21 protein-coding genes are annotated in these 21,299 nt (G+C 61.4%); 5 read left to right on the forward strand and 16 right to left on the reverse strand.

Annotated features, from left to right (window positions below):
• The first annotated feature begins 74 nt into the window (after positions 1–74).
• On the forward strand, positions 75–2,294 hold the full coding sequence (locus BVG79_RS03190; RefSeq protein ID WP_085787215.1) for an RNA degradosome polyphosphate kinase: 2,220 nt from the start codon (positions 75–77) through the stop codon (positions 2,292–2,294).
• 62 nt (positions 2,295–2,356) lie between these two features.
• Positions 2,357–3,925 (forward strand): Ppx/GppA family phosphatase, encoded by a 1,569-nt coding sequence (locus BVG79_RS03195; RefSeq protein WP_085785610.1) that lies wholly within the window; start codon positions 2,357–2,359, stop codon positions 3,923–3,925.
• Here the strand turns inward: BVG79_RS03195 and BVG79_RS03200 are convergent, their stop codons facing one another.
• From BVG79_RS03200 to trpS, 3 genes are read right to left on the reverse strand one after another with little or no spacing between them, the layout of a single operon-like run.
• Complete coding sequence (locus BVG79_RS03200) at positions 3,926–4,381, reverse strand: universal stress protein (protein ID WP_085785611.1); 456 nt, start codon at positions 4,379–4,381, stop codon at positions 3,926–3,928.
• 59 nt (positions 4,382–4,440) lie between these two features.
• Positions 4,441–5,574 (reverse strand): hypothetical protein, encoded by a 1,134-nt coding sequence (locus tag BVG79_RS03205; RefSeq protein ID WP_236951403.1) that lies wholly within the window; start codon positions 5,572–5,574, stop codon positions 4,441–4,443.
• Entirely contained in the window at positions 5,575–6,588 is a 1,014-nt protein-coding gene (gene trpS / locus BVG79_RS03210; protein ID WP_085785612.1) for a tryptophan--tRNA ligase, read from the reverse strand.
• Between the two features lie 71 nt (positions 6,589–6,659).
• Between trpS and BVG79_RS03215 the strand changes: the two genes are divergently transcribed.
• Positions 6,660–7,355 carry a rhomboid family intramembrane serine protease gene (locus BVG79_RS03215; RefSeq protein WP_085785613.1) on the forward strand — a complete coding sequence of 232 codons (696 nt, stop codon included), beginning with the start codon at positions 6,660–6,662 and terminating at the stop codon, positions 7,353–7,355.
• Here the strand turns inward: BVG79_RS03215 and BVG79_RS03220 are convergent, their stop codons facing one another.
• The 12 genes from BVG79_RS03220 to BVG79_RS03280 all read right to left on the reverse strand — a co-directional run bounded on the left by BVG79_RS03220 (position 7,356) and on the right by BVG79_RS03280 (position 17,620).
• Entirely contained in the window at positions 7,356–8,114 is a 759-nt protein-coding gene (locus BVG79_RS03220) for a TIGR02186 family protein (protein WP_085785614.1), read from the reverse strand.
• Positions 8,114–9,028, reverse strand: coding sequence for a sulfite exporter TauE/SafE family protein (locus BVG79_RS03225; RefSeq protein ID WP_085785615.1), 915 nt, complete (start codon positions 9,026–9,028; stop codon positions 8,114–8,116). Before BVG79_RS03225 ends, BVG79_RS03220 begins: the two co-directional genes overlap by 1 nt.
• Positions 9,029–9,098: 70 nt before the next feature.
• On the reverse strand, positions 9,099–9,902 hold the full coding sequence (locus BVG79_RS03230) for a purine-nucleoside phosphorylase (protein ID WP_085785616.1): 804 nt from the start codon (positions 9,900–9,902) through the stop codon (positions 9,099–9,101).
• Positions 9,886–10,854, reverse strand: a complete 969-nt coding sequence (locus tag BVG79_RS03235) for an ABC transporter permease (protein ID WP_085785617.1) — start codon at positions 10,852–10,854, stop codon at positions 9,886–9,888. Before BVG79_RS03235 ends, BVG79_RS03230 begins: the two co-directional genes overlap by 17 nt.
• Positions 10,855–10,857: 3 nt before the next feature.
• Positions 10,858–11,973, reverse strand: a complete 1,116-nt coding sequence (locus tag BVG79_RS03240; protein WP_085785618.1) for an ABC transporter permease — start codon at positions 11,971–11,973, stop codon at positions 10,858–10,860.
• Position 11,974: 1 nt separating this feature from the next.
• Positions 11,975–13,522, reverse strand: coding sequence for an ABC transporter ATP-binding protein (locus tag BVG79_RS03245; protein ID WP_085785619.1), 1,548 nt, complete (start codon positions 13,520–13,522; stop codon positions 11,975–11,977).
• 79 nt (positions 13,523–13,601) lie between these two features.
• Positions 13,602–14,600 carry a BMP family lipoprotein gene (locus tag BVG79_RS03250; protein ID WP_085785620.1) on the reverse strand — a complete coding sequence of 333 codons (999 nt, stop codon included), beginning with the start codon at positions 14,598–14,600 and terminating at the stop codon, positions 13,602–13,604.
• A 161-nt stretch (positions 14,601–14,761) separates the two neighbouring features.
• A complete protein-coding gene (locus BVG79_RS03255; protein ID WP_085785621.1) occupies positions 14,762–15,205 on the reverse strand; it encodes a GNAT family N-acetyltransferase in 444 nt (147 codons plus the stop codon).
• Positions 15,206–15,211: 6 nt separating this feature from the next.
• The gene (gene tsaB / locus BVG79_RS03260) at positions 15,212–15,784 is read right to left on the reverse strand and encodes a tRNA (adenosine(37)-N6)-threonylcarbamoyltransferase complex dimerization subunit type 1 TsaB (protein WP_085785622.1); all 573 of its coding nucleotides are present in this window, start codon (positions 15,782–15,784) and stop codon (positions 15,212–15,214) included.
• 3 nt (positions 15,785–15,787) lie between these two features.
• Complete coding sequence (locus BVG79_RS03265) at positions 15,788–16,345, reverse strand: NifU family protein (RefSeq protein WP_085785623.1); 558 nt, start codon at positions 16,343–16,345, stop codon at positions 15,788–15,790.
• A gap of 158 nt (positions 16,346–16,503) precedes the next feature.
• Entirely contained in the window at positions 16,504–16,845 is a 342-nt protein-coding gene (locus BVG79_RS03270) for a hypothetical protein (RefSeq protein ID WP_085785624.1), read from the reverse strand.
• 382 nt (positions 16,846–17,227) lie between these two features.
• Complete coding sequence (locus BVG79_RS03280; RefSeq protein WP_085785626.1) at positions 17,228–17,620, reverse strand: metallopeptidase family protein; 393 nt, start codon at positions 17,618–17,620, stop codon at positions 17,228–17,230.
• Positions 17,621–17,710: 90 nt separating this feature from the next.
• Here BVG79_RS03280 and gltX point away from each other — a divergent pair, with 90 nt between their 5' ends.
• Complete coding sequence (gene gltX, locus BVG79_RS03285) at positions 17,711–19,039, forward strand: glutamate--tRNA ligase (protein WP_085785627.1); 1,329 nt, start codon at positions 17,711–17,713, stop codon at positions 19,037–19,039.
• 85 nt (positions 19,040–19,124) lie between these two features.
• On the opposite strand, the gene BVG79_RS03290 is transcribed toward gltX, so the two are convergent.
• Positions 19,125–19,331 (reverse strand): cold-shock protein, encoded by a 207-nt coding sequence (locus tag BVG79_RS03290; protein WP_085785628.1) that lies wholly within the window; start codon positions 19,329–19,331, stop codon positions 19,125–19,127.
• Between the two features lie 297 nt (positions 19,332–19,628).
• Here BVG79_RS03290 and ettA point away from each other — a divergent pair, with 297 nt between their 5' ends.
• Complete coding sequence (gene ettA, locus BVG79_RS03295) at positions 19,629–21,284, forward strand: energy-dependent translational throttle protein EttA (RefSeq protein ID WP_085785629.1); 1,656 nt, start codon at positions 19,629–19,631, stop codon at positions 21,282–21,284.
• The last annotated feature ends 15 nt before the right edge of the window (positions 21,285–21,299 follow it).

Genomic DNA, 21,299 nt, shown 5'->3' on the forward strand with positions numbered 1-21,299 from the left:
ACTGGGCAAAACGCGTCATCAAGCCGTCATGTCGATGTGACACCAGCGGGGCGATGGTTAAACAACAGGTCGCTATGAACACCCCCACCGCGCACGTCACGCCCCCGTCCGAAACTACAGCGCCCAATGCGGCAGATTTTCTGGCGTCGCCCTTTCCGGCTGCGGTGGCCGATGATGCCGACCTGACCGGCCCCGCGCGGTTCTATAACCGCGAACTTAGCTGGTTGGCGTTCAACACTCGCGTCTTGGAAGAGGCTGAGAATCGCCGCGTGCCCCTGCTGGAACGCCTGCGGTTTTTGTCGATTTCGGGCACGAATCTGGATGAATTCTATACGGTGCGCGTGGCTGGCCTGCGCGAATTGGCGCGCGCGGGCAACACGACCCCCGCATTGGACGGGCTGACACCAGCCGAGCAGCTGTCGCGCATCAACGATCGCGCGCGCGAGCTGATGAAGCGGCAAGAACGGGTCTTCGTCAGCCTGCGCGATGAATTGGCCGAAAACCGCGTCACGCTGCTCAGCCGGAACGACCTGACCGAGACCGACTTGGCCGCGCTCGAGGATATTTTCCTCAATCAGGTGTTTCCGGTGCTGTCGCCGCTGGCCATCGACCCCGCACACCCGTTTCCGTTCATCCCGAACGAGGGGTTTGCGCTGGCCTTGCAACTGGAACGCCGCGCCGACAAGCGCGCGCTGCGGGTGCTGCTGCCGGTGCCGCAGCAGGTCGGGCGATTCGTGCGGCTGCCCTCGGCGGCGGGCGAGGATCGCTTTTTGCTGCTCGAAGAACTGCTGCAGTTGCATATAGACCGCTTGTTCCCCGGCCATCGCATTGGGGGCGCCTGTGCGTTCCGCGTGTTGCGCGACAGCGACATCGAGGTCGAGGAAGAAGCCGAAGATCTGGTGCGCGAGTTTGAAACCGCGCTGAAGCGCCGCCGCCGCGGCGAGGTGGTGCGGCTGGAAATCTCGGCCGATGCGCCTGCGGGCCTGCGCCGCATGATCACGCGCGAGCTGCTGGTTCATGACGAAGAGATTTTCGAAATCGCTGGCCACATCGACATCGGCCGGCTGAAGGAAATGGTCATCGACACGCGGCCCGACCTGCTGTGGCCGACCTTTACGCCGCGCGTGCCCGAACGCGTGACCGACTATGACGGCGACATGTTTGCGGCGATCCGGCAAAAAGACATGCTGCTGCACCACCCCTACGAGACGTTCGATATGGTGGTGCGGTTCTTGCAGCAGGCCGCGCGTGACCCCGATGTGGTGGCCATTCGCCAAACGCTTTACCGCACCTCGCGCAATTCGCCCATCGTCGAGGCGCTGTGCGTCGCCGCCGAGGAAGGCAAGTCCGTCACCGCGCTGGTTGAGCTGAAGGCCCGCTTTGACGAGGCCGCGAACATCCTGCAATCGCGCCGGTTGGAGATGTCGGGCGCGCATGTGGTCTATGGCTTCACCAACTACAAAACCCACGCCAAGATGTCCGTCGTCGTGCGGCGCGAGGGCGACCGGCTGGTGACCTACAGCCACTTCGGCACGGGGAACTACCACCCGATCACCGCGCGCATCTATACCGACCTGTCGCTGTTTACCTGCGACGCAAAGCTGGGCCGCGATGCGACCAAAGTCTTCAACTATATCAGCGGTTACGCGCAGCCGGATGGCTTGGAAAACTTGGCTATTTCGCCGCTGACGCTGAAGCCGCGCCTGCTGGAAATGATCGCCGCCGAGGCTGACCATGCCCGCGCGGGGCGTCCCGCCGAAATTTGGGCCAAGATGAATTCCTTAACCGAGGAGGACGTGATCGACGCCCTCTATGCCGCCAGCCAAGCGGGGGTAAAGATCAGTCTGGTCGTGCGGGGGATTTGCAGCCTGCGCCCCGGTATTATCGGGCTGTCGGAAAATATTCGCGTGAAATCCATCGTCGGGCGCTTTTTGGAACACAGCCGTATCGTCTGCTTCGGTAACGGGCGGGGGCTGCCGTCGCAAAAGGCGCGCGTGTTCATCAGCTCGGCCGACTGGATGGACCGCAACCTGACCCGCCGCGTCGAGACGCTGGTCGAGGCGGTGAACCCCACGGTCAAGGCGCAGATCGTCGACCAGATCATGGCGGCGAATCTGGCCGATGTGGCGCAAAGCTGGGTCGGCGATGCCAGTGGCGACTTCCACCGTCCCATCCCGCCCGATGGTGTGTTCGCCTTTAGCTGCCACCGGTTCTTCATGGAAAATCCGTCGCTTTCGGGGCGTGGTTCCGCCGGTGCAGCCGACGTTCCGCAGTTGACCCACGGCCACGACTAAGGGATAGCTAGGCCCCAAGGGGGGTGCGCCCGCACCCCCGCGCAAGAGCATGAGGGGCTTCGATGGGTAAGATCGCAACCGCTACCGGCGCATGGCTTCCGTTTGATCAACGGCTGTTTGACGAAACCGCCGTGCCGCAGGGTGGCGATCAGGGGTTGCGGCGTGTCGGGGTTGTCGATGTGGGGTCGAACTCGATCCGGTTGGTGGTGTTCGATGGTGCCGCCCGCAGCCCCGCCTATTTCTACAACGAAAAGGTTATGTGCGCGCTGGGCGAGGGGCTGTCGCAGACAGGCCGCCTCAGCCCCAAGGGGCGCGCACGGGCCTTGGCCGCGCTGTCGCGCTTTGCGGCGCTGGCGCGCGGCATGGGGATCGAGCTATCCGCCGTAGCGACCGCCGCCGTGCGCGAGGCCGAAGACGGCCCCGAATTTTGCGCCGAAGTTCTGCGCGACACCGGCATCGAGCTGCACGTGATTCCCGGCGAGGAGGAAGCCCGCCTGTCGGCACAGGGCGTTTTGCTGGGCTGGCCGCGCAGCTACGGGTTGGTCTGCGATATTGGCGGCTCTTCGATGGAGCTGGCCGATCTGGCTGACGGCAAGATCGGCGATCGCGTCACGTCCCCGCTGGGGCCGCTGAAACTGCGCGAGGTATCCGGCGGGCAGGCGGGCTTGGATGCCTATATCGCGCGCGAGATCAAGCTGCTGCACGGCATGATGCACGATGAGACCGCAATGCGCCTGTTTCTGGTCGGCGGGTCGTGGCGGGCCATCGCACGGATCGATATGGACCGGCGCGACTACCCCCTGACGATCGTGCATGAATACCGCATGACCGCTGAGTCTGTCGCCGCCACACGTGCCTATATCGCCAAAAGCAATCTGGATGATCTGCGCAGCCGCTGCGATATTTCCGAAGACCGTATGGCGCTGGTGCCGCTGGCTATTCAGGTGCTTGATGCGCTCTGCCGCGTGTTCAAGCCCAAAGACATTGCCATCTCGTCCTACGGCATCCGCGAGGGGATGCTTTACGAACAGATGACCCCCGCCCTGCGCGAGAGCGACCCGCTGATCGCTGCTGCCCGCCATTCGGAAATACAGAACGCGCGCCTGCCGGGCTTTGGCGATGTGCTGTATGATTTCGTCATGCCCCTGTTCCCCGATGTTGACTGGCAGCGCCAGCGCATCATCCGCGCCGCATGCTTGCTGCACGATGTCAGCTGGCGCGCTCACCCCGATTTTCGCGCCGAAGTCTGCTTTGAAAACGCCACACGCGCCAACTTGGGCGGGCTGAAGCACGAGGAGCGGATTTTCATGGGGATGGCGCTGATGGCACGCTATTCCAGCAAAAAGCAGAAGCGCTTTGCCGATGTGTTTGCCCTGCTGCCCGAGGCCGAGCAGAAACAGGCCGGTATTTTGGGGCGCGCCATGCGATTGGGCGCCATGCTGTGGCTGGGGGCGCATGATGCACCCGGCAAACTCATCTGGCGGCCCGAACATGACGGCGAAAAGTCCGAGGTGCTGTTGATGCTGGAACGCCGCGCCGCGCCGCTGTTTGGGGAAGTGGCGCAAGCGCGCCTTAAAAATCTGGCGAACGCGATGGGCGCGCGCCATGCGGTTGCGTTCAGCGACGACTGATCAGCTGATCTTTTCCAGCTGTTCCTTGGTCATATCGCCGGGCACCAAAGTGACGGGCACGGGCAGCACACCGGCTTGCCGCATCAGCGCGGTGATGATGGGGCCAGGGCCCTTGTTGTCGCTGCTTGCCCCCAAGACCAATACGCCGATTTCGGGGTCTTCGCGGATCTGGTTCAGGATCTCGGTGACGCTGTCACCCTCGCGGATGACCAGCTCGGGGTTAATGTTCTGGCGATCGCGCATCCATTTGGCGAAAACCTCAAAATGCACTTCGATCCGCTCGCGCGCCTCGGCACGCATCAGCTCGGCAACGCCGATCCACTGGCCGAATTCTTCGGGGGAGATCACCGACAGCACCTGCACGCCGCCGCCGGTTTTTGCCGCACGCATGGCGGCAAAACGGATGGCGTTCAGGCATTCGCGCGTCTCGTCCAACACAACTAGGGATTTGCGCATGGGGGTCCTCCGGCAATTCGGCACATGTTTCACCCATCAACGGGCAGCGCGCAAGCGCTTTAGCGCCCGCGCAGGCTGCGGCGCAGCACGCGCGTGGCAAATTGCGCCAGCAGGCCGCCCAGCAGCGCGGCCCACTGGCCCGCCATCAACAAAAGGCCGGTAATCAGGCCGATCACATTGTCGGATAGCCGCGCGGCGATGCGGAACACGCGCGATTTTCCCAACACTTCGAATGTGCGGGGCGCATCCTTGCCGACAGCGTCGGTAACGCGGGCGATGCGCGCCATATCGCCCGCGTCATCGACATACCCCAGCAGGCGGATGCCGTCAGCGACAGATGTTCGGCCCACGACCTGCCCGAAATCGCCCGCCATGCGGCCCAGCGGGGCAAGGCGCGCGGTATCGACGACGGAAGATAGGGGCGCGCGCGCCAGCGCCAGATCATCAAGGCGCGACCAGTTGATCGGGATGTCTGCCGCATCGCGCAGGGTGCGCAGCAGCGCGGGGGGCAGGCGGCCCATTTTCTTGGCGATTTTCAGCGCGCCTGCGCCCGCCTTGATTAGATAACTGCTGCCGCCCGTCACCAGAACCAGCGCTGTCGCGCCCAAGCCGACCGTCGCCAAAGCGACGTCCAGCCGGTCAACCTCGCGGCCCTGCAGCGCGGCAAGGCCCGCGTCGCTGAGCACGAAAACATCGTCGACGGGGGTCAGGATAACCGGTCCCTTGCACCACAGGGTCTGGCTGATCGACTGGCAGTTATCGAACGAAAAGGCACAGGCCACACAATCGCCCGCGCGCGTCAGCGGGTTGTCCAGCCGTGCGACCATGTCGTCATAGGCGGCGCGGGTGGCTGCGGGCAGGGCGATGCCGCGCGCGGCCGCCAGCGCGACCAGCGCATCGGCCATTTCGCGGTCGCTTGTCGCCACGGCACTGTCGATCAGCGCGGCAAGGTGGTCGGGTGTTGCGGCTTGGTTGACGGCGCGGGTCAGGCTGGCGTGTAGCTGCGCGGCGGTCTGCTGCGCGGCGATTTCAGCGAACGGCATCGCTTTCAGCAATTGCAACGTTTGGCTAGAGGTGAATAGGGCAAGCGCTGCCAGCAGCACATAATGGCCGACCCGCCCGCCCGTGCCCAGCCAGCTGCGCCGACGGGGCGCGGGCTGGTGGGCCAAATGGGGCGGGCGGGGCGCTGTCAATTAGCGCACGAACCCGACGATGTCATAGGTGCGGGCCAAGATCGGGTCGGCAATCTCGCGGGCGCGTTCTGCACCGCGGGCCAAGATGCGGTCGATCTCGCCGCGCTCATTCATCAGGCGCTTCATCTCGGTCGAGATGGGGGCCAACTTGTCGACGGCCAGATCGGCCAGCGCGGGCTTGAACTTGCCCCAACCCTCGCCGCCATATTCGGCCAGCACCTGATCGACGGTAAGATCGGCAAGTCCGGCGTAGATGTTCACAAGGTTCTTGGCCTCGGGGCGGCTTTCCAAACCTGCGGCGGTTTCGGGCAGGGCCTCCATATCGGACCGCGCCTTTTTGAACTTCTTCGCGATGGCGTCGGCATCATCCAGCATGTTGATGCGTTCCATGTCGGATTCGCCCGACTTCGACATCTTCTTGGTGCCGTCGCGTAGGTTCATGATGCGCATGGCGGGCCCCTCGATCACGGGGATGGTTTCGGGGAAGAAGTCGACGCCGTAGTCGTGGTTGAACTTGTTCGCGATGTCGCGCGTCAATTCAACGTGTTGCTTTTGGTCTTCGCCCACGGGCACGTGGGTCGCGTGATACAGCAAGATGTCCGCCGCCATCAGCGAGGGGTAGGCATAAAGGCCCAGCGACTGCTTTTCAGCGCTGCTGCCCGCCTTTTCCTTGAACTGTGTCATGCGGTTCATCCAGCCGACACGGGCGACGCAGTTAAAGATCCAGCCCAGTTCGGTATGGGCGGGAACGCGGCATTGGTTGAACAGGATCGACTTTTCAGGGTCGATGCCAGCCGCAAGGTAGCCTGCGGTGACCTCATAGGTTGCTTGGCGCAGATCAGCAGGGTCTTGCCAGACCGTGATCGCGTGCAAGTCTGCAATGCAATACAATGTGGTCTCAAACTCGCCCTGGTTCTGCGTCTGGACGAACCGCTTGATAGCGCCCAGATAGTTGCCAAGGGTCAGACCACCCGAGGGCTTGATGCCCGAGAACACGCGTTTCGCGAAAGTCATGGTGATTGTCCCGCTGGATTAACAGTACGTTTGGGCTTACCCATGCGGCAAAACTACGTCAAGGATCGGTCATGCGACAACCCAGCCCCTTCAAGCCCGAAAGTGCCGTCAACCCGTTGCCGCCGGTGGTGGTCGCCCTGTTTTTGATCTTGCTGGGGGTCGAGCTGGCCCTGTCGCTGGCGGATGTGGGGCTGTTTGGCGGGCAGGCGCGCGCGTCATGGCGCAGCCAAGCCATGATGGAATACGGCTTTTTCCCGCCCATGCTGGACTATGTCATGCATGGCGGCTTCGACCCGATGGTGCTGAAAAACTTCGTCACCTATGCTTTTGTGAACGTCTCGACGCTGGGATCGGTGTTTAGCATCGTGCTGCTGGTGGCGCTGGGTAAGTTTGTGGGCGAGGCGTTCAGCCAATGGGCGCTGACGGCGATTTTGCTGGTGTCGGCCATCGGCGGCGCCGTGATGTTCGGGATTTTTGCGCCTGATCGCGCGGTGTTGATCGGCTTCTACCCCGCGGCCTACGGCTTGATCGGCGCCTATACCTACATCCTGTGGCTTAGCTATGCGCAGGGCGATATGCGCCGCCTGCAGGCCTTCCGCCTGATCGGTGTGCTGATGTTGTTGCAACTGGCCTATGGGCTGATTTTCGGCGCGCATCCGGCGTGGATTGCCGAGCTGTCGGGCTTTATCTTTGGCGGGCTGATTTCGGTTGTCGTCGCCCCCGGCGGCGTGCAACGCCTGCGCCGCCGCCTGCAACAGCGCCGCTAGCTAGCGGCGTTGCCATTGGCGGAAGACCTCGGACGCACCCCAGCCCGCCACCAGCGCCAGCACAAGCGACAGCAGCCCGTAAAAAATGGGCTGCTCGTGCGCGGTGGTGTAAAGCCAGCGTTCAATTCCCACCTTGTGCACGTCGATAGGCGTTTCCTGCGTGTCGATCACCCGGCCGCCGCGCAACAGAAAGATGCGCGCGCGGTAATCGCCTTCGGTCAGGTTCGCGGGCAGGGCGATGCGGGTGCGGAAAAGGGTCTCCTCCTCCAGCGCGACATCGCCTTCCAAGGTGCGATACATCCCTTCGGATTCGCGGATGCGAATCAGCGCGGCAGAAAAGTCATCGGCATCATCCGACGGCACGCCGGTCGCATAAACGGCGCGAGGCACGGTGATTGCGTAAATTTCGTCCACCAAAGGTGGCAGAATATGGGCCAGCGGCGCGGTGGAGGCAGCGGCATAGAACGAGGGCGCCAGATTGATCCGCTCGCGCTGCGCATTGACCCAGATCCCGAAAACGCGGTCGCGCTTGCGCACCATCACGGGCGTCAGCGGGCCGGACACTGTTACGATTACCTCTAGGGGGCCGTCGGCATCTGGGGGCGGGGCGTCGCGTTTGACGGCCCCGAAAATCAGAATATCATCACCATCAAAGCGCGCGGTGATACCCACGCTTTCGGCGGAAAGGCCCAGCACGATTTCCTCGGCCCGCGCGGGCAGGGCGATCAGGATGAAAAGGGCCAGCAGATACCGCACCATCACCGCCCCCTGACAACTTCAAGCGAGTAAAGCTCGCGCGGTTCAAGCACCAGCCCCAGCGCCAGTTGCAACGCGACCAGCAGCACCAGCAGCGCCATTAGAATACGCAGCTGTTCGGCCCGCAGGCGCATACCAATACGGGTGCCGATCTGCGCGCCGACAACCCCGCCCAAAATCAGCATCAATGCCAGCGCCATATCGACGCTGTAGCTGGTGGTGGCGTGCAACATGGTTGTGAAGGCAGTGACGAAGATGATCTGGAACAGCGATGTGCCCACCACCACTTTGGTCGGCATGCCCAGCAGGTAGATCATGGCGGGCACCATGATGAACCCACCGCCGACGCCCATGATCCCCGACAAAACGCCAACGCCCGTGCCCACCAGCGCCGGCGGTATGACCGAGATATAGAGTCCCGAGACGCGGAATTTCATCTTCAGCGGCAGGCTGTGCACCCAGTTATGGCGTTTGCGCGGCGGGACGACGCCGCTGCGGGTGCGCAGCAGGGCGCGGGTGCTTTCGATGAACATCATCGTGCCGACCGTGCCCAGCAATACAACGTAAGACAGGCTGATCAGCAGGTCGATCTGGCCCATGCTGCGCATCCAGTTGAAGATCCACACCCCGATGGCGGCACCGAAAAGGCCGCCCACCATCAGCACTGTGCCCATGCGCAGATCGACATTCCGGCGCCGTAAATGTGCGAACAGCCCCGAAATGGACGACGCTACGATTTGGTTGGTTGCAGTCGCCACCGCGACGGTCGAGGGGATGCCCGAGAAAATCAACAGCGGCGTGATCAGAAACCCGCCGCCCACGCCAAACATGCCCGACAGGATGCCGACGATCCAGCCAAGCCCAAAAATCCAGAGGGCATCAACCGAGACTTCGGCTATGGGCAGGTAGATCGGCATCGCGGCCCGGATGAAAAAGGGAACTTTCCCAAGTCAAATCATCCCTTACCGCGAAAGGGAAGGGTGCAATTCAGGAAAGTGAACGCAAGTAGCTGCGAAGAACCATTTCCAGTTTCGCAGCGCCGATCGGGGCCATGGCTTTGGTCTGCGCATGGCTGAGGGATTCATCGCTGAGGCCCGCGCCCATATTTGTGATGGTCGAGATGGCCGCGACCTTGAGGCCCAGAAAGCGCGCGAGAATCACCTCGGGCACGGTGGACATGCCCACTGCATCGGCCCCCAGTGCGCGGATGGCGCGAATCTCGGCCGGCGTTTCAAAGCTGGGGCCGGAAAACCATGCATAGACCCCTTGGGCCATCGCCACATCGGCGCTGGCCGCAGCATTCAGCAAGGCGCGGCGCAAAGCGGGGTCATAGGCATCGGTCATGGGCACGAAACGGGCGTCGCTTTCCTCGCCAATCAGCGGATTCAGCCCCGAGAAATTGATGTGGTCGGTGATCAACATAATGTCGCCCGTCGGCACATCGGCGCGCAGCGAACCGGCGGCGTTGGTGGCGATGACTGTATCTGCCCCTAGGGCCTGCAGCACGGCCAGCGGCAGGCGCATTACATTTGCATCGCCCTGTTCGTAATAATGGCTGCGCCCGCCGAATATGGCGACGCGCTGCCCCTCAAGATTGCCGATGACCAACTGTTTGTCGTGGCCGCTGACATTGCCGACGGGAAAGCCCGGCAGGTCGCTGTAGGGGATGGAAACCCCCTCGACCGCCCCTGTCAGATGGCCCAGCCCCGAGCCGAGGATGATCCCGAGGCGTACGGGGGCATCCCCCGCGCGCGCTTGGATGATGTGGGCGAGGTCAACGCTCTTTGACATAGGGGATGCCGCCTGCACGCGGGCCGATGGCTTTGCCGACGAAGCCCGCAAGGATGATGACCGTCAAAATATAGGGCAGGGCATCCATGAATTGGCCGGGGATGCGGAAGCCCATGATGTCGACGCTTTGGTAGCGGATCGCTGCAGCTTGCAGCACGCCGAACAACAGGCAGGCCCACATGGCTTGCCAGGGGCGCCATTTTGCAAAAATCAGCGCGGCCAGCGCGATATAACCGCGGTTCGCGGTCATGTCCTTCACGAAGCCTGCGGCGGGAACGGCGGTTGCCAGTTGTGCGCCTGCCATGGCGCACAGCACCGCACAGATGCCGACTGCGGCATAGCGCAGCTTCACAACCGAAATGCCAGCGGTGTCCACAGCGGCGGGGTTTTCACCCACGGCACGCAGGCGCAGGCCGAAGCGCGTGCGGTACAGTAGCCACCACGTCAGCGGCACCGCGACAAAGGCCGCATACGTCAGGATCGAGTGGCCCGACAGCACGCGGGAATAGAAGGGGCCGATGTAATCGATACCCTTGATCTGGTCGACAAAAGGCAGCTGAAGACGGCTGAATCGTGCATCGCCCTGTAGTTGCGGGGTGCGCCCGCCCTGGCCAAACCACGCGTTCGCCAGCATCACCGTCATGCCCGCCGCCAGGAAGTTAATTGCAACCCCCGAGATCAGCTGATTGCCGCGGAAGGTAATGGCCGCCAACCCGTGGATGCCCGACATGATCAGCGTGGCGATAATCGCCATGCCAAGGCCCGCCCACGCGTTACCGGTATAATAGGCAAAGGCGGCGGCAATACAGGCCGAGAGCAGCATCTTGCCTTCCAGCCCGATGTCGAACACGCCTGCGCGCTCGGAATAAAGACCGGCCAGACAGGCCAGCAGCAGCGGTGTCGCGATCCGGATAGTGCTTTCCAGAATCAGCATGATGTCCATGTAGGTCATGATTTACTCCGCCGCCTTTGCCGCTTTGCCTTGACGCAGGCTGATGAAGAACTTCTCGACGGGCATGCGAACCATGCTGTCCAGCGCGCCGGTGAACAGGATCACAAGGGCCTGAATGACCACCACCAACTCGCGCGGGATGCGCAGCGTTTGGTCTTGGCTGAGGGACATCCCCCCTTGATACAGAACCCCGAACAGCAGCGCGGCCAGAAAAATCCCGATCGGGTGGTTGCGGCCCATCAGGGCCACGGCGATCCCGATAAAGCCCGCACCTTCGACCGAGCCAAGGATGAGGCGTTCAGCCTCGCCCTGCACGTTGTTCAGTGCCATCATGCCAGCCAATCCGCCCGAGATCGCCATGGTGATCATGATGATCTTGAAAGGGCTGATGCCCGCATATTTCGCGGCAGGTTCCGACTTGCCGAGCGAGCGCATCTCGTAACCCAGCCGCGTGTGCCAGATCAGCACCCAAACGGCGACGCAGGCCAAAATCGCCACAACGAACGAGAAGTTCGCCATCGCCCCGCGCGAGAATGCGATGCCAAACGGCGCCAGCATGTCGTGGAAGTTCGGCAGATGCGTTGTCGCCGGGAAGGTGGCCGACGCAGGCTCCATCCCGCCGGGGGCTTTTAGGGGGCCGACCAGCAGATAGTTCAGCAGCGCAAAGGCGATCTGGTTGAACATGATCGTGGTGATGACGATATGGCTGCCGCGCTTGGCTTGCAGATAGGCGGGCACGAGCGCCCAAAGCGCGCCCGCCGCCGCAGCCCCCGCGATGGAACAAATCAGCGCCAGCGACCAGTGCGGAAACGGGATCATCAGGCAAACGATGGCAACCCCAAGGCCACCGAGCATGGCCTGACCCTCACCCCCGATATTGAACAGGCCCGCATGTGCTGCGACGGCTACGGCAAGACCGGTAAAGATGAAGTTAGTAGCGTAATACAGTGTGTTGCCAAAGTTATATTGGCTTCCCAATGCGCCATGCACCATGATTTTCAACGCGGCAATGGGGTTCGATCCCAACGCCAGAATGACGATTCCGGAAATGATGGCAGCCAGCAGCAGCGAGATCAGCGGGATCAGCACCACATCGGCCCATTTGGGCATCTTTTCCATGTTAAGCGGCCTCCCCGGCGGTCATACCGGCCATCAGCAGGCCCAGTTCGTTTTCGTTTGTGGTTGCACTGTCACGCTCGCCCATCATCTGGCCGTCGAACATGACGGCGATGCGGTCGGACAGCGACATGATCTCGTCCAGCTCGACCGAGACAAGCAGCACGGCCTTGCCCTTGTCGCGCAGCGCGACGACTTGCTGGTGGATGAACTCGATGGCGCCGATGTCGACGCCGCGCGTCGGCTGGCCGATCAGCAGTACATCGGGATTCCGCTCGATCTCGCGGGCGATGACCAGCTTTTGCTGGTTGCCGCCCGAAAAGTTCCGCGCTTCCAGCATCTTGTTCGGCGGGCGCACGTCGTATTGCGCCATTTTCGCGTCGCAATCGGCCATGATGGCGGCGTTATCCATCAAGATCGCGTTCTTTTGGAAACGTGCGTCATCTTGATAGCCAAAGGCCACGTTTTCCCACGCGCGGAAATCCAGAATCAGCCCCTCGCGGTGGCGATCTTCGGGGACGTGCGCGATGCCGTCGGCGCGGCGGGTTTTGCCGTTCGATTTGGTGCCGGTAATATCCAAATCACGCCCGTTGACGCGCAGCGTGCCGCTGGCGGCGGCGCGATACCCGCCCAGCACTTCCAATAGTTCGGACTGCCCGTTGCCCGCGATGCCTGCAATGCCGACAATCTCTCCAGCATGGACGGTCAGGCTCAGGTCTTTGACGCGGTGGACACCCTTTGAATCATAGACGTTGAGGTTTTCAATCTCGAGCAGCGGGGCACCCGGTTGCGCGGGCGTTTTTTCGACGCGCAGCAGCACCTTGCGGCCGACCATCAACTCGGCCAGCTCGGTCGGGTTGGTCTGCGCGGTCTGCACGGTCGTGACCATCTCGCCACGACGCATGACGGAAACCTCGTCCGTGATTTCCATGATCTCGCGCAGCTTGTGCGTGATCAGGATGACGGTTTTCCCCTCGCGGCGCAGGTTCGCCAGAATGCGGAACAGGTGGTCGGCCTCGGCGGGGGTCAGCACGCCGGTGGGCTCGTCCAGAATCAGGATCTCGGCCTTGCGATAAAGGGCCTTCAGAATTTCGACGCGCTGCTGCATGCCCACGCCGATATCTTCGACGACCGCATCGGGGTCGACCTGCAATTCGTATTCACGCGACAGATCGATCAGCTGCTTGCGCGCCTTGGCCAGCGATGGCCGCAGGAATAGCCCGTCTTCTGCGCCCAGAATGACGTTTTCGAGGACGGTGAAATTTTCAACCAGTTTGAAGTGCTGGAACACCATGCCGATGCCGGCCGAAATGGCGGCTTGGCTGTCGTTGATGTCAACGGGTTTGCCGTTGATCAGAATCTGGCCGGAATCGGCCCTGTAAAATCCGTACAAAATCGACATCAGCGTCGATTTTCCCGCCCCGTTCTCGCCAATGATGCCGTGAATGGTTCCGGGCATCACCTTGATCGAAATGTCGCGGTTAGCGTGAACCGGCCCGAATGATTTCGAGATGCCCTGCAACTCGATGGCAGGCGGAAGAGGAACGCTCATGCAGGTATTCCATGGCTTTGTAAAAGGAACCCCGGCCGCACCGTTGCGCGGCGGGCCGGGGCAAAGGCGCGTGGCCCGATTAGAACGACAGAACCGGGCAGGTTTCGTCGCTGTTGTAGTTGTGCACGGCAATCTCGCCCGAGATGATCCGGGCCGAAGCAGCTTCAACGGCGGCCAGCATTTCCGGGGTCAGCAGGTCGGCGTTGTATTCGTCTTGGGCAAAGCCCACGCCGCCCGAGGCCAGATCCATCACGACCAGACCGGTTTCGATGTCGGCGCCTGACATGAAGGATTCGTAAACCGCATTGTCGACGCGCTTCAGCATCGAGGTCAGCATGTGGCCAGGGTGCAGGTAGTTTTGGTTGCTGTCGACGCCAATGCCGTAGATTTCGCTATCGGCCGCAGTTTGCAGCGCGCCAAGGCCCGCGCCGCCAGCGGCAGCGTAGATCACGTCCGACCCTTGGCCGATTTGTGCCATGGCCAGTTCGGTCGCTTTGGGCGAATCAGCCCAAGCTGCGGGCGTGGTGCCGACCATGTTCGAGATGACGTTGACGCTGGGGTTCGCAGCCTTGGCACCTTGGGCGTAGCCGCAGGCAAAGTTGCGGATCAGCGGAATGTCCATGCCGCCGACGAAGCTGACGGTGCCGGTTTCCGATTTCAGCGCGGCCAGCATGCCGACAAGGAACGACCCTTGCTCTTCCGCGAACAGGATCGAGCGGACGTTCGGCGCGTCGACGACGCCGTCGATGATCACAAATTTGGTGTCGGGGTAATCGGGGGCAACTTCCGCCAGCGGGGTTGCGTTCGAGAAACCGGCCATGACGATGGGGTTATAGCCCGCTTCGGCAAAGTTGCGGATCGCTTGGCTGCGCTGCGCGTCGGACGACAGCTCGACCTCGGCAAAGCTGTTGCCGGTCTCGTTCGCCCATGCGGTCGCGCCGTTGAACGAGCTTTCGTTGAAGGATTTGTCGAACTTGCCGCCGAGGTCATAGATAACAGCGGGGCCATCGGCCAATGCGGCACCAGCGGTCAGCGCGAGGGTGGCGCTGGCGCAAAGGAACAGGGACTTCACGTTCATTTCATTCTCCCGGTTGGCTGGGGGCGTGCGTTCCGACCCCCGATCGTTTTTGATCTGCCCATGATCATGTCGGATTCGCACCCATCCGCCAAGACTTCAACAACGGATTCACGGCGTCAGATCGCTAATTTCGATTAAACGCCAGCCGTTTCGGCATTTTTTTATTGATCGGTCGAGTTTTTGCCCGATTCCATGTCCAGCCCCATCACAATCGCGTCGACCTGCGTGCCGTCGGTCAGGTGATAGTAGCCGCGCCTGCGCCCGATCTGCGCAAAGCTCGCGCGCGAATAAAGGGCTTGGGCCGCATCGTTGGTCACCGCAACTTCGAGGAAGACTTGCGCTACGCCGCGCAGGGCGAGCGAAGCCAGAAATTCCCGCAGATTGCGGGCCGCCAGCCCTTGGCGCTGGGCGGCGGGCGCTGTGGCGATAGTGAGGATCTCGGCCTCGTCCGCGACGATGCGGGCCAGCAAAAAGCTGCGCGCATCGCCGACCAGCGTGACGCCGGTCTGCTGCAGCAACGCTGCAAATTCAGCCTCGCTCCACGGGCGCTGCTGGGTGAAGGCCTGCGCGTGGGTGGCGGCGAGTTCTGCGGGCGAGGGAGGCATAGGGGATTAGGGAAGAATCTGGGGGGCAGGGTCGCGCGGCGGGGCGGCGTCGGCTGCGCGGACATAGACCGGCGCCGGGCGCGGCTGCGGCTGGCCCGCGCGCGCCGCACCAATGCGGGCGATGGCGGCGACGAGATCTGCGGGCGCTGGTGGCTCGGCGGGGGGCTTTTCGGGGTCGAAAACCTCGGGCGCGGCGGCGGTGCCATCAGCATCAAAGTGCTGGCGATAGGCTTGGCCGCGGCTGCCGGGCAGGGTGATGGTTGCGGGCAGGGTTGCGCCTTGTGCCAGCACGTCGAATTGACTGACTCCTATCGCGGGCACGCCCAAGCCCAGTGCCAACCCACGCGCGGCGGCCACGCCAATGCGGATACCGGTGAAATTGCCCGGGCCGGTGCCGACCGCGATGCCACGCAAATCAGCCATTTCATGGCCGCTTTCGGCGATCAGCGTGGCGATCATCGGCATGAGCCGTTCGGCCTGACCTTTGGCCATTGTTTCGACGCGGGTGGTGAGTGTGCCGTCATCGGACAGCAAAGCGGCCGCGCAATGCGCGGCCGATGTATCTATCGCCAAAATCATCGATCAGGCCGCAACAGGGCGCACTTCCAGCACTTCGGGGATGTAGTGGCGCAGCAAATTCTCGATCCCCATTTTCAACGTCAGCGTCGACGAGGGGCAGCCCGCGCACGAGCCTTGCATATAGAGGTAGACGATACCGCGGTCGAAACCGTGGAACGTGATGTCGCCGCCGTCTTGGGCGACTGCCGGGCGCACGCGCGTATCCAGCAATTCCTTGATCTGTTCGACGATTGCGCCATCTTCGCCGTCGTGCGCGCGGTGGGCGCTGACGGTTTCGCCTTCCATCACGGGCAGGCCCGACTGGAAGTGTTCCATGATCGCGCCCAGAACGGCAGGCTTCAGGTGCGCCCATTCAAGGTCGTCGGCCTTGGTCACGGTGATGAAATCATACCCGAGGAAAACGCCGTTCACACCCTCGACCGCGAAAAGACGCTGCGCCAGCGGCGATGCGGTGGCGGTCTCGACCGACGGAAAGTCGGCGGTGCCCAGTTCCAGCACTTGCTGGCCCGGAAGAAACTTCAATGTGGCGGGGTTCGGGGTCGATTCGGTCTGGATGAACATGGCGGCACCCTTTCTCGTTCAAGGCTTGATTATGCCGCAAAACCACACTCGCGGTCAAGGTCGTTTATTAGAATGATTCTAAAATATACTGTAATATAGAAATGCTTCGGGCCAGCCCCCGAATGGGGCCGGCCCGTGCACATGCGATGGATTGACGCTTAGTTCAGCTCGATCAGCTTGCTGTCGACAACGTCACCGTTGATTTTTAGTTGAGCGATCAGGTCGCTGGCGGGAACCTTGGTGCTGATCAGGCGGATGTCAGCGGTGGCACCAGCGCCAACTTCTTGGCTCGAGACCAGTTGGCCCAGCTCGCCACCGTTCGAAGTGTAGACTTCCAGCGTAGCGGGGCTGCTGGCGTTGACGACATCAAAAGTCAGGCCTTTGCCCGGTTCGATTTTGTCGGCGGTTTGGAAGAAACCACCGGGTTGGGCGGCGATCGAAGCGGTACCGACAACAGCGGCAAGAACAGTGGCGGTAGCAAGGGTAAACACGTTTTTCATTTTTCTAATCCTTTGATCCGCATGGGGCATTGCCCAACAGTACGGTGTTTATAATATGACGGCTGGATGGTCGTTTTGGTGAAGCACCGCATCCTGTCGTCGTTGTGTGAACCGTACTTGTAGCCACCAAAAGAAATGTTCCAGATCCGCGCTGTTCACAAAAAATGGCTGAATTTGTGATCGGCTTTGCCCCTTGAAAAATCGCAAAACGCTATATTCGGCGCGGAAGTTGCCGGTTTCAAAGAGAAACTTGGGGTTTGAAATGCACTTGGCCCCCGAAATTTGTTCTTTTTTCGCCACAAAAAACGGCACATCACAGATTTGTGAATGTACCGTTTTTACATTTCTTTACGTATTACAGGGAGTTAACCGCTGGTAACCCTTAGTGCCACCATTGGTCTATCGACGCGATATCGTCGTCCGACCACCCGAAATGGTGGGCAAATTCGTGAATCGTCACGTGACTGACCAGTTCTGCAATGGTGACATTGCCGCGTTCTGCCCATTCGTCCAGAATGGGGCGGCGGAACAGCCAGACGGTATCGGGCCCGCGCGGAACATCCCAGTTCGATTTCTCGGTCAGGGGGATCCCGTCATAAAGGCCCGTCAGGTCGAACGGCTCCAGCTCCATCTCTTCCAATATCTCATCGGTTGCGAATTCGGCGACGCAGATGGCAACGGCCAGCGCGCGCTCGCGGAAGGGCAGGGGGAAATTCGCCACCGTTTCGCGGGCCAGTTCTTCTATTTCGTCAATCGAGGGGGCAATATGATCCATGCTGTTTATATGGACAAAAGCGCGCCGCTGTGAAAGAGGCTGGCCTATCGGTGGCAGCAGTTTTGCCGCGCTGACCAAGGATGATTTGCGATGACCACGACCCGTTTCGCCCCCTCGCCGACCGGCTGGATTCACATTGGCAACCTGCGGGCTGCTCTGTTCAACTATGCTATCGCGCGACAGCAGGGCGGAAAGTTTGTCCTGCGCATCGACGACACCGACCTAGAGCGGTCGAAGGAAGAATATGTCGAGGGGATCAAGGCAGACCTGACATGGCTGGGCTTGAACTGGGACCAAGAGGAACGTCAGTCCGCCCGTTTCGACCGTTATGCCGCCGCACGCGACCAGTTGATCGCTGAAGGCCGTATTTACGAATGCTTTGAGACGCCGGTCGAGCTGGACCTGAAGCGCAAGAAACAACTGAACATGGGCAAGCCGCCGGTCTACGACCGCGCTGCGCTGCTGTTGTCGGACGATGAAAAGAATACGCTGCGTGCCGAGCGCGGATCGCACTGGCGGTTCAAGCTGGATCACACGCGGATCGAATGGAACGACGGCATTTTGGGCCAGATTTCGATAGATGCGGCCTCGGTGTCCGACCCGGTGATCATCAAGAACGATGGTCAATGGCTGTATACGTTCGCCTCGGTGGTGGACGATATGGATATGGGCATGACCGATATCGTGCGCGGGTCCGACCACGTGACGAACACGGCTACCCAAATCCAGATGTTCGAGGCGCTGGGCGGTGCGGTGCCGCGCTTTGCCCACCATTCGCTGCTGACCGGCCCGCAGGGCGAGGGGCTGTCCAAGCGTTTCGGGGCCCTGTCGCTGCGCGATTTGCGTGCCAAAGGGCTGGAACCTTTGGCTGTGCTCAGCCTGATGGCGCGTCTGGGGTCGTCCGATCCGGTCGAGCTGCGGGATTCGGTTGACGAGATCGTCGCGAACTTCCGCGTTGAAAGCTTTGGCGCTGCCCCGACGAAGTTCGACGAGAACGACCTGTGGCCGCTGACCGCCAAAGTGCTGGCCGCGATGCCGTATGAAAAAGTCGCCGATGATGTAGCCGCTGCTGGCGTTCCCGCCGCGATCGCGCCGCAATTCTGGGCGGTGATCCGCGAAAACATTGCCACCCGCGCCGACATCGCCCCGTGGTGGCAGGTGTTCGCCGCAGGCGACAAGGGCAGCGTGGCCGAGGAAGACCAAGACTTCATCCGCGCAGCGTTGGAGTTGTTGCCAGCGGCCCCCTATGGTGCGGATGCGTGGTCAGAATGGCTGTCGGCTGTCAAAACCCAGTCGGGCCGCAAGGGTAAAGGCCTGTTCATGCCGCTGCGCAAGGCGCTGACCGGCGCGGAACACGGCCCCGAGATGGCCGATATTCTGCCGCTGTTTCAAGTGAAGCCCGCGCCGCAAGGGATCTAAAAGAATTCCCCCACCTTTCGGGGTGGGGTGCCAAAAGAAAAGGGCGGGGAAATCCCCGCCCTTTTCCATTTGAAATCCGACTGGATTACAGCAGCGACAGGTTCACTGCCGACTCGCGGCCGTCACGGCTGCTTTCGATGTCGAAGCTGACTTTTTGGTTGTCTTTCAGACCTTCAAGGCCCGAACGCTGAACAGCCGAAATGTGGACGAAAACGTCCTTGGTGCTGCCTTCGGGGGCAATGAAACCATAGCCCTTGGTGGTGTTGAACCATTTCACGGTGCCGGTAGCCATCGTGAGAACTCCTCGTAGAATTCCGCTCGCGGAAGTGCAGCGGACCGGCTTGTCAGCGCTAGTCGAAGCAGCTGGGCCCGGCAGGGAGTCAGATGGTCGATAGAGATAACTCGCACTGTCATATTAATCAGGTCAGTTGCTTTCAGGCAAGAAAAAGGATTTCCTCTATTCGCATTTTCAAATGAAATGCGCGTTCTGCGACATTGCTGCCACCTGCCACAGTTGCCCTTTTGCGCGCGTGGCCCTATGTGATGACGCTGACATCCCATCAGTCATCTAAGCTTCAAGAGGTTCGACATGGCCAGTTACCAGTTCGTTTACCACATGGACGGCGTGTCCAAAGCCTATCCCGGCGGCAAAAAGGTGTTCGAGAACATCCGCCTTAACTTTCTGCCGGGCGTAAAAATCGGTGTGGTCGGTGTGAACGGCGCGGGTAAATCCTCGCTGCTGCGCATTATGGCCGGCGTCGACAAGGATTTCACCGGCGAGGCGTGGTCCGCCGAAGGGGCCAAGGTTGGCTACCTCTCGCAAGAGCCTGACCTTGACCCGACGCTGAACGTGCGCGGCAACGTCATGGAAGGTGTCAAGGCCAAGCAGGAAAAGCTGGATCGTTATAACGAACTGGCGATGAACTACTCGGACGATACCGCCGAGGAAATGGCCCGTCTGCAAGACGAGATCGACGCAGAAAACCTGTGGGATCTGGATACGCAGGTGTCCATCGCGATGGAAGCTTTGCGCTGTCCGCCAGATGATGCCGACGTTGACACCCTGTCGGGTGGTGAACGCCGCCGCGTTGCCCTGTGCAAGCTGCTGCTGGAAGCCCCCGACATGCTGCTGCTTGACGAGCCGACCAACCACTTGGACGCTGAAACCATCGCGTGGCTGCAAAACCACCTGATGAGCTACAAGGGTACGATTCTGGTCGTCACCCACGACCGCTACTTCCTGGACAACATCACCAGCTGGATCCTTGAACTGGATCGCGGCCGCGGTATTCCCTACGAGGGCAGCTACTCCAGCTGGCTGGACCAAAAGGCCAAGCGCCTGCTACAGGAAGTGCGCGAAGACAAGACCCGTCAAGAAACGCTGGCGCGCGAGCTGGAGTGGATCCGTCAGGGTGCCAAGGCCCGTCAGGCCAAGCAAAAGGCGCGTATCAATGCTTATAACGAAATGGCCCAACAGTCCGAGCGCGAGCGGATTACCAAGGCTCAGATCGTCATTCCGAACGGCCCGCGCCTTGGCAGCAAGGTGATCGAGGTCGAGGGGCTGAAGAAAGCCATGGGCGACAAGCTGCTGGTCGAAGACCTGTCGTTCAGCCTGCCGCCGGGCGCTATCGTCGGTGTGATCGGCCCGAACGGCGCTGGTAAGACCACGTTGTTCCGCATGCTGACCGGCCAAGAACAACCCGACGAGGGTTCGGTAAGCTTCGGCGATACTGTCAAACTGTCGTATGTCGATCAGTCGCGCGGCGCGCTCGACCCCGATAAGACCATCTGGGAAGAAATCTCGGGCGGTGCGGAACTGACCGTTTTGGGCGATGCGACCATCAGCAGCCGCGTTTACTGTGGCGCGTTCAACTTTAAGGGCACCGACCAACAGAAGAAGGTCGGCATCCTGTCGGGTGGTGAACGTAACCGCGTGCACATGGCCAAGCTGTTGAAAGAAGGCGGAAACGTTCTTCTGCTTGACGAACCGACCAACGACCTTGACGTGGAAACGCTGCGCGCCTTGGAAGATGCGCTGGTGGACTTTGCCGGTTGCGCCGTGGTCATCAGCCACGACCGCTTCTTCCTTGACCGGATTTGTACCCACATTCTGGCGTTCGAGGGCGACGCCCACGTCGAATGGTTCGAAGGCAACTTCGAGGACTACGAAGAAGACAAAAAGCGCCGTCTGGGCGTCGACGCGCTGGAGCCGAAGCGTCCCAAGTTCAAGAAGTTCGTGCGCTAATCCATGGCGGGTGGC

The organism is Ketogulonicigenium robustum, assembly GCF_002117445.1.
Taxonomy (GTDB): domain Bacteria; phylum Pseudomonadota; class Alphaproteobacteria; order Rhodobacterales; family Rhodobacteraceae; genus Ketogulonicigenium; species Ketogulonicigenium robustum.

Coding starts and splice junctions, on each gene's coding strand:
- BVG79_RS03190 (WP_085787215.1), top strand. CDS start 75: ATGAACACCCCCACCGCGCACGTCACGCCCCCGTCCGAAACTACAGCG.
- BVG79_RS03195 (WP_085785610.1), top strand. CDS start 2,357: ATGGGTAAGATCGCAACCGCTACCGGCGCATGGCTTCCGTTTGATCAA.
- BVG79_RS03200 (WP_085785611.1), bottom strand. CDS start 4,381: ATGCGCAAATCCCTAGTTGTGTTGGACGAGACGCGCGAATGCCTGAAC.
- trpS (WP_085785612.1), bottom strand. CDS start 6,588: ATGACTTTCGCGAAACGCGTGTTCTCGGGCATCAAGCCCTCGGGTGGT.
- BVG79_RS03215 (WP_085785613.1), top strand. CDS start 6,660: ATGCGACAACCCAGCCCCTTCAAGCCCGAAAGTGCCGTCAACCCGTTG.
- BVG79_RS03220 (WP_085785614.1), bottom strand. CDS start 8,114: ATGGTGCGGTATCTGCTGGCCCTTTTCATCCTGATCGCCCTGCCCGCG.
- BVG79_RS03225 (WP_085785615.1), bottom strand. CDS start 9,028: ATGCCGATCTACCTGCCCATAGCCGAAGTCTCGGTTGATGCCCTCTGG.
- BVG79_RS03230 (WP_085785616.1), bottom strand. CDS start 9,902: ATGTCAAAGAGCGTTGACCTCGCCCACATCATCCAAGCGCGCGCGGGG.
- BVG79_RS03235 (WP_085785617.1), bottom strand. CDS start 10,854: ATGACCTACATGGACATCATGCTGATTCTGGAAAGCACTATCCGGATC.
- BVG79_RS03240 (WP_085785618.1), bottom strand. CDS start 11,973: ATGGAAAAGATGCCCAAATGGGCCGATGTGGTGCTGATCCCGCTGATC.
- BVG79_RS03245 (WP_085785619.1), bottom strand. CDS start 13,522: ATGAGCGTTCCTCTTCCGCCTGCCATCGAGTTGCAGGGCATCTCGAAA.
- BVG79_RS03250 (WP_085785620.1), bottom strand. CDS start 14,600: ATGAACGTGAAGTCCCTGTTCCTTTGCGCCAGCGCCACCCTCGCGCTG.
- BVG79_RS03255 (WP_085785621.1), bottom strand. CDS start 15,205: ATGCCTCCCTCGCCCGCAGAACTCGCCGCCACCCACGCGCAGGCCTTC.
- tsaB (WP_085785622.1), bottom strand. CDS start 15,784: ATGATTTTGGCGATAGATACATCGGCCGCGCATTGCGCGGCCGCTTTG.
- BVG79_RS03265 (WP_085785623.1), bottom strand. CDS start 16,345: ATGTTCATCCAGACCGAATCGACCCCGAACCCCGCCACATTGAAGTTT.
- BVG79_RS03270 (WP_085785624.1), bottom strand. CDS start 16,845: ATGAAAAACGTGTTTACCCTTGCTACCGCCACTGTTCTTGCCGCTGTT.
- BVG79_RS03280 (WP_085785626.1), bottom strand. CDS start 17,620: ATGGATCATATTGCCCCCTCGATTGACGAAATAGAAGAACTGGCCCGC.
- gltX (WP_085785627.1), top strand. CDS start 17,711: ATGACCACGACCCGTTTCGCCCCCTCGCCGACCGGCTGGATTCACATT.
- BVG79_RS03290 (WP_085785628.1), bottom strand. CDS start 19,331: ATGGCTACCGGCACCGTGAAATGGTTCAACACCACCAAGGGCTATGGT.
- ettA (WP_085785629.1), top strand. CDS start 19,629: ATGGCCAGTTACCAGTTCGTTTACCACATGGACGGCGTGTCCAAAGCC.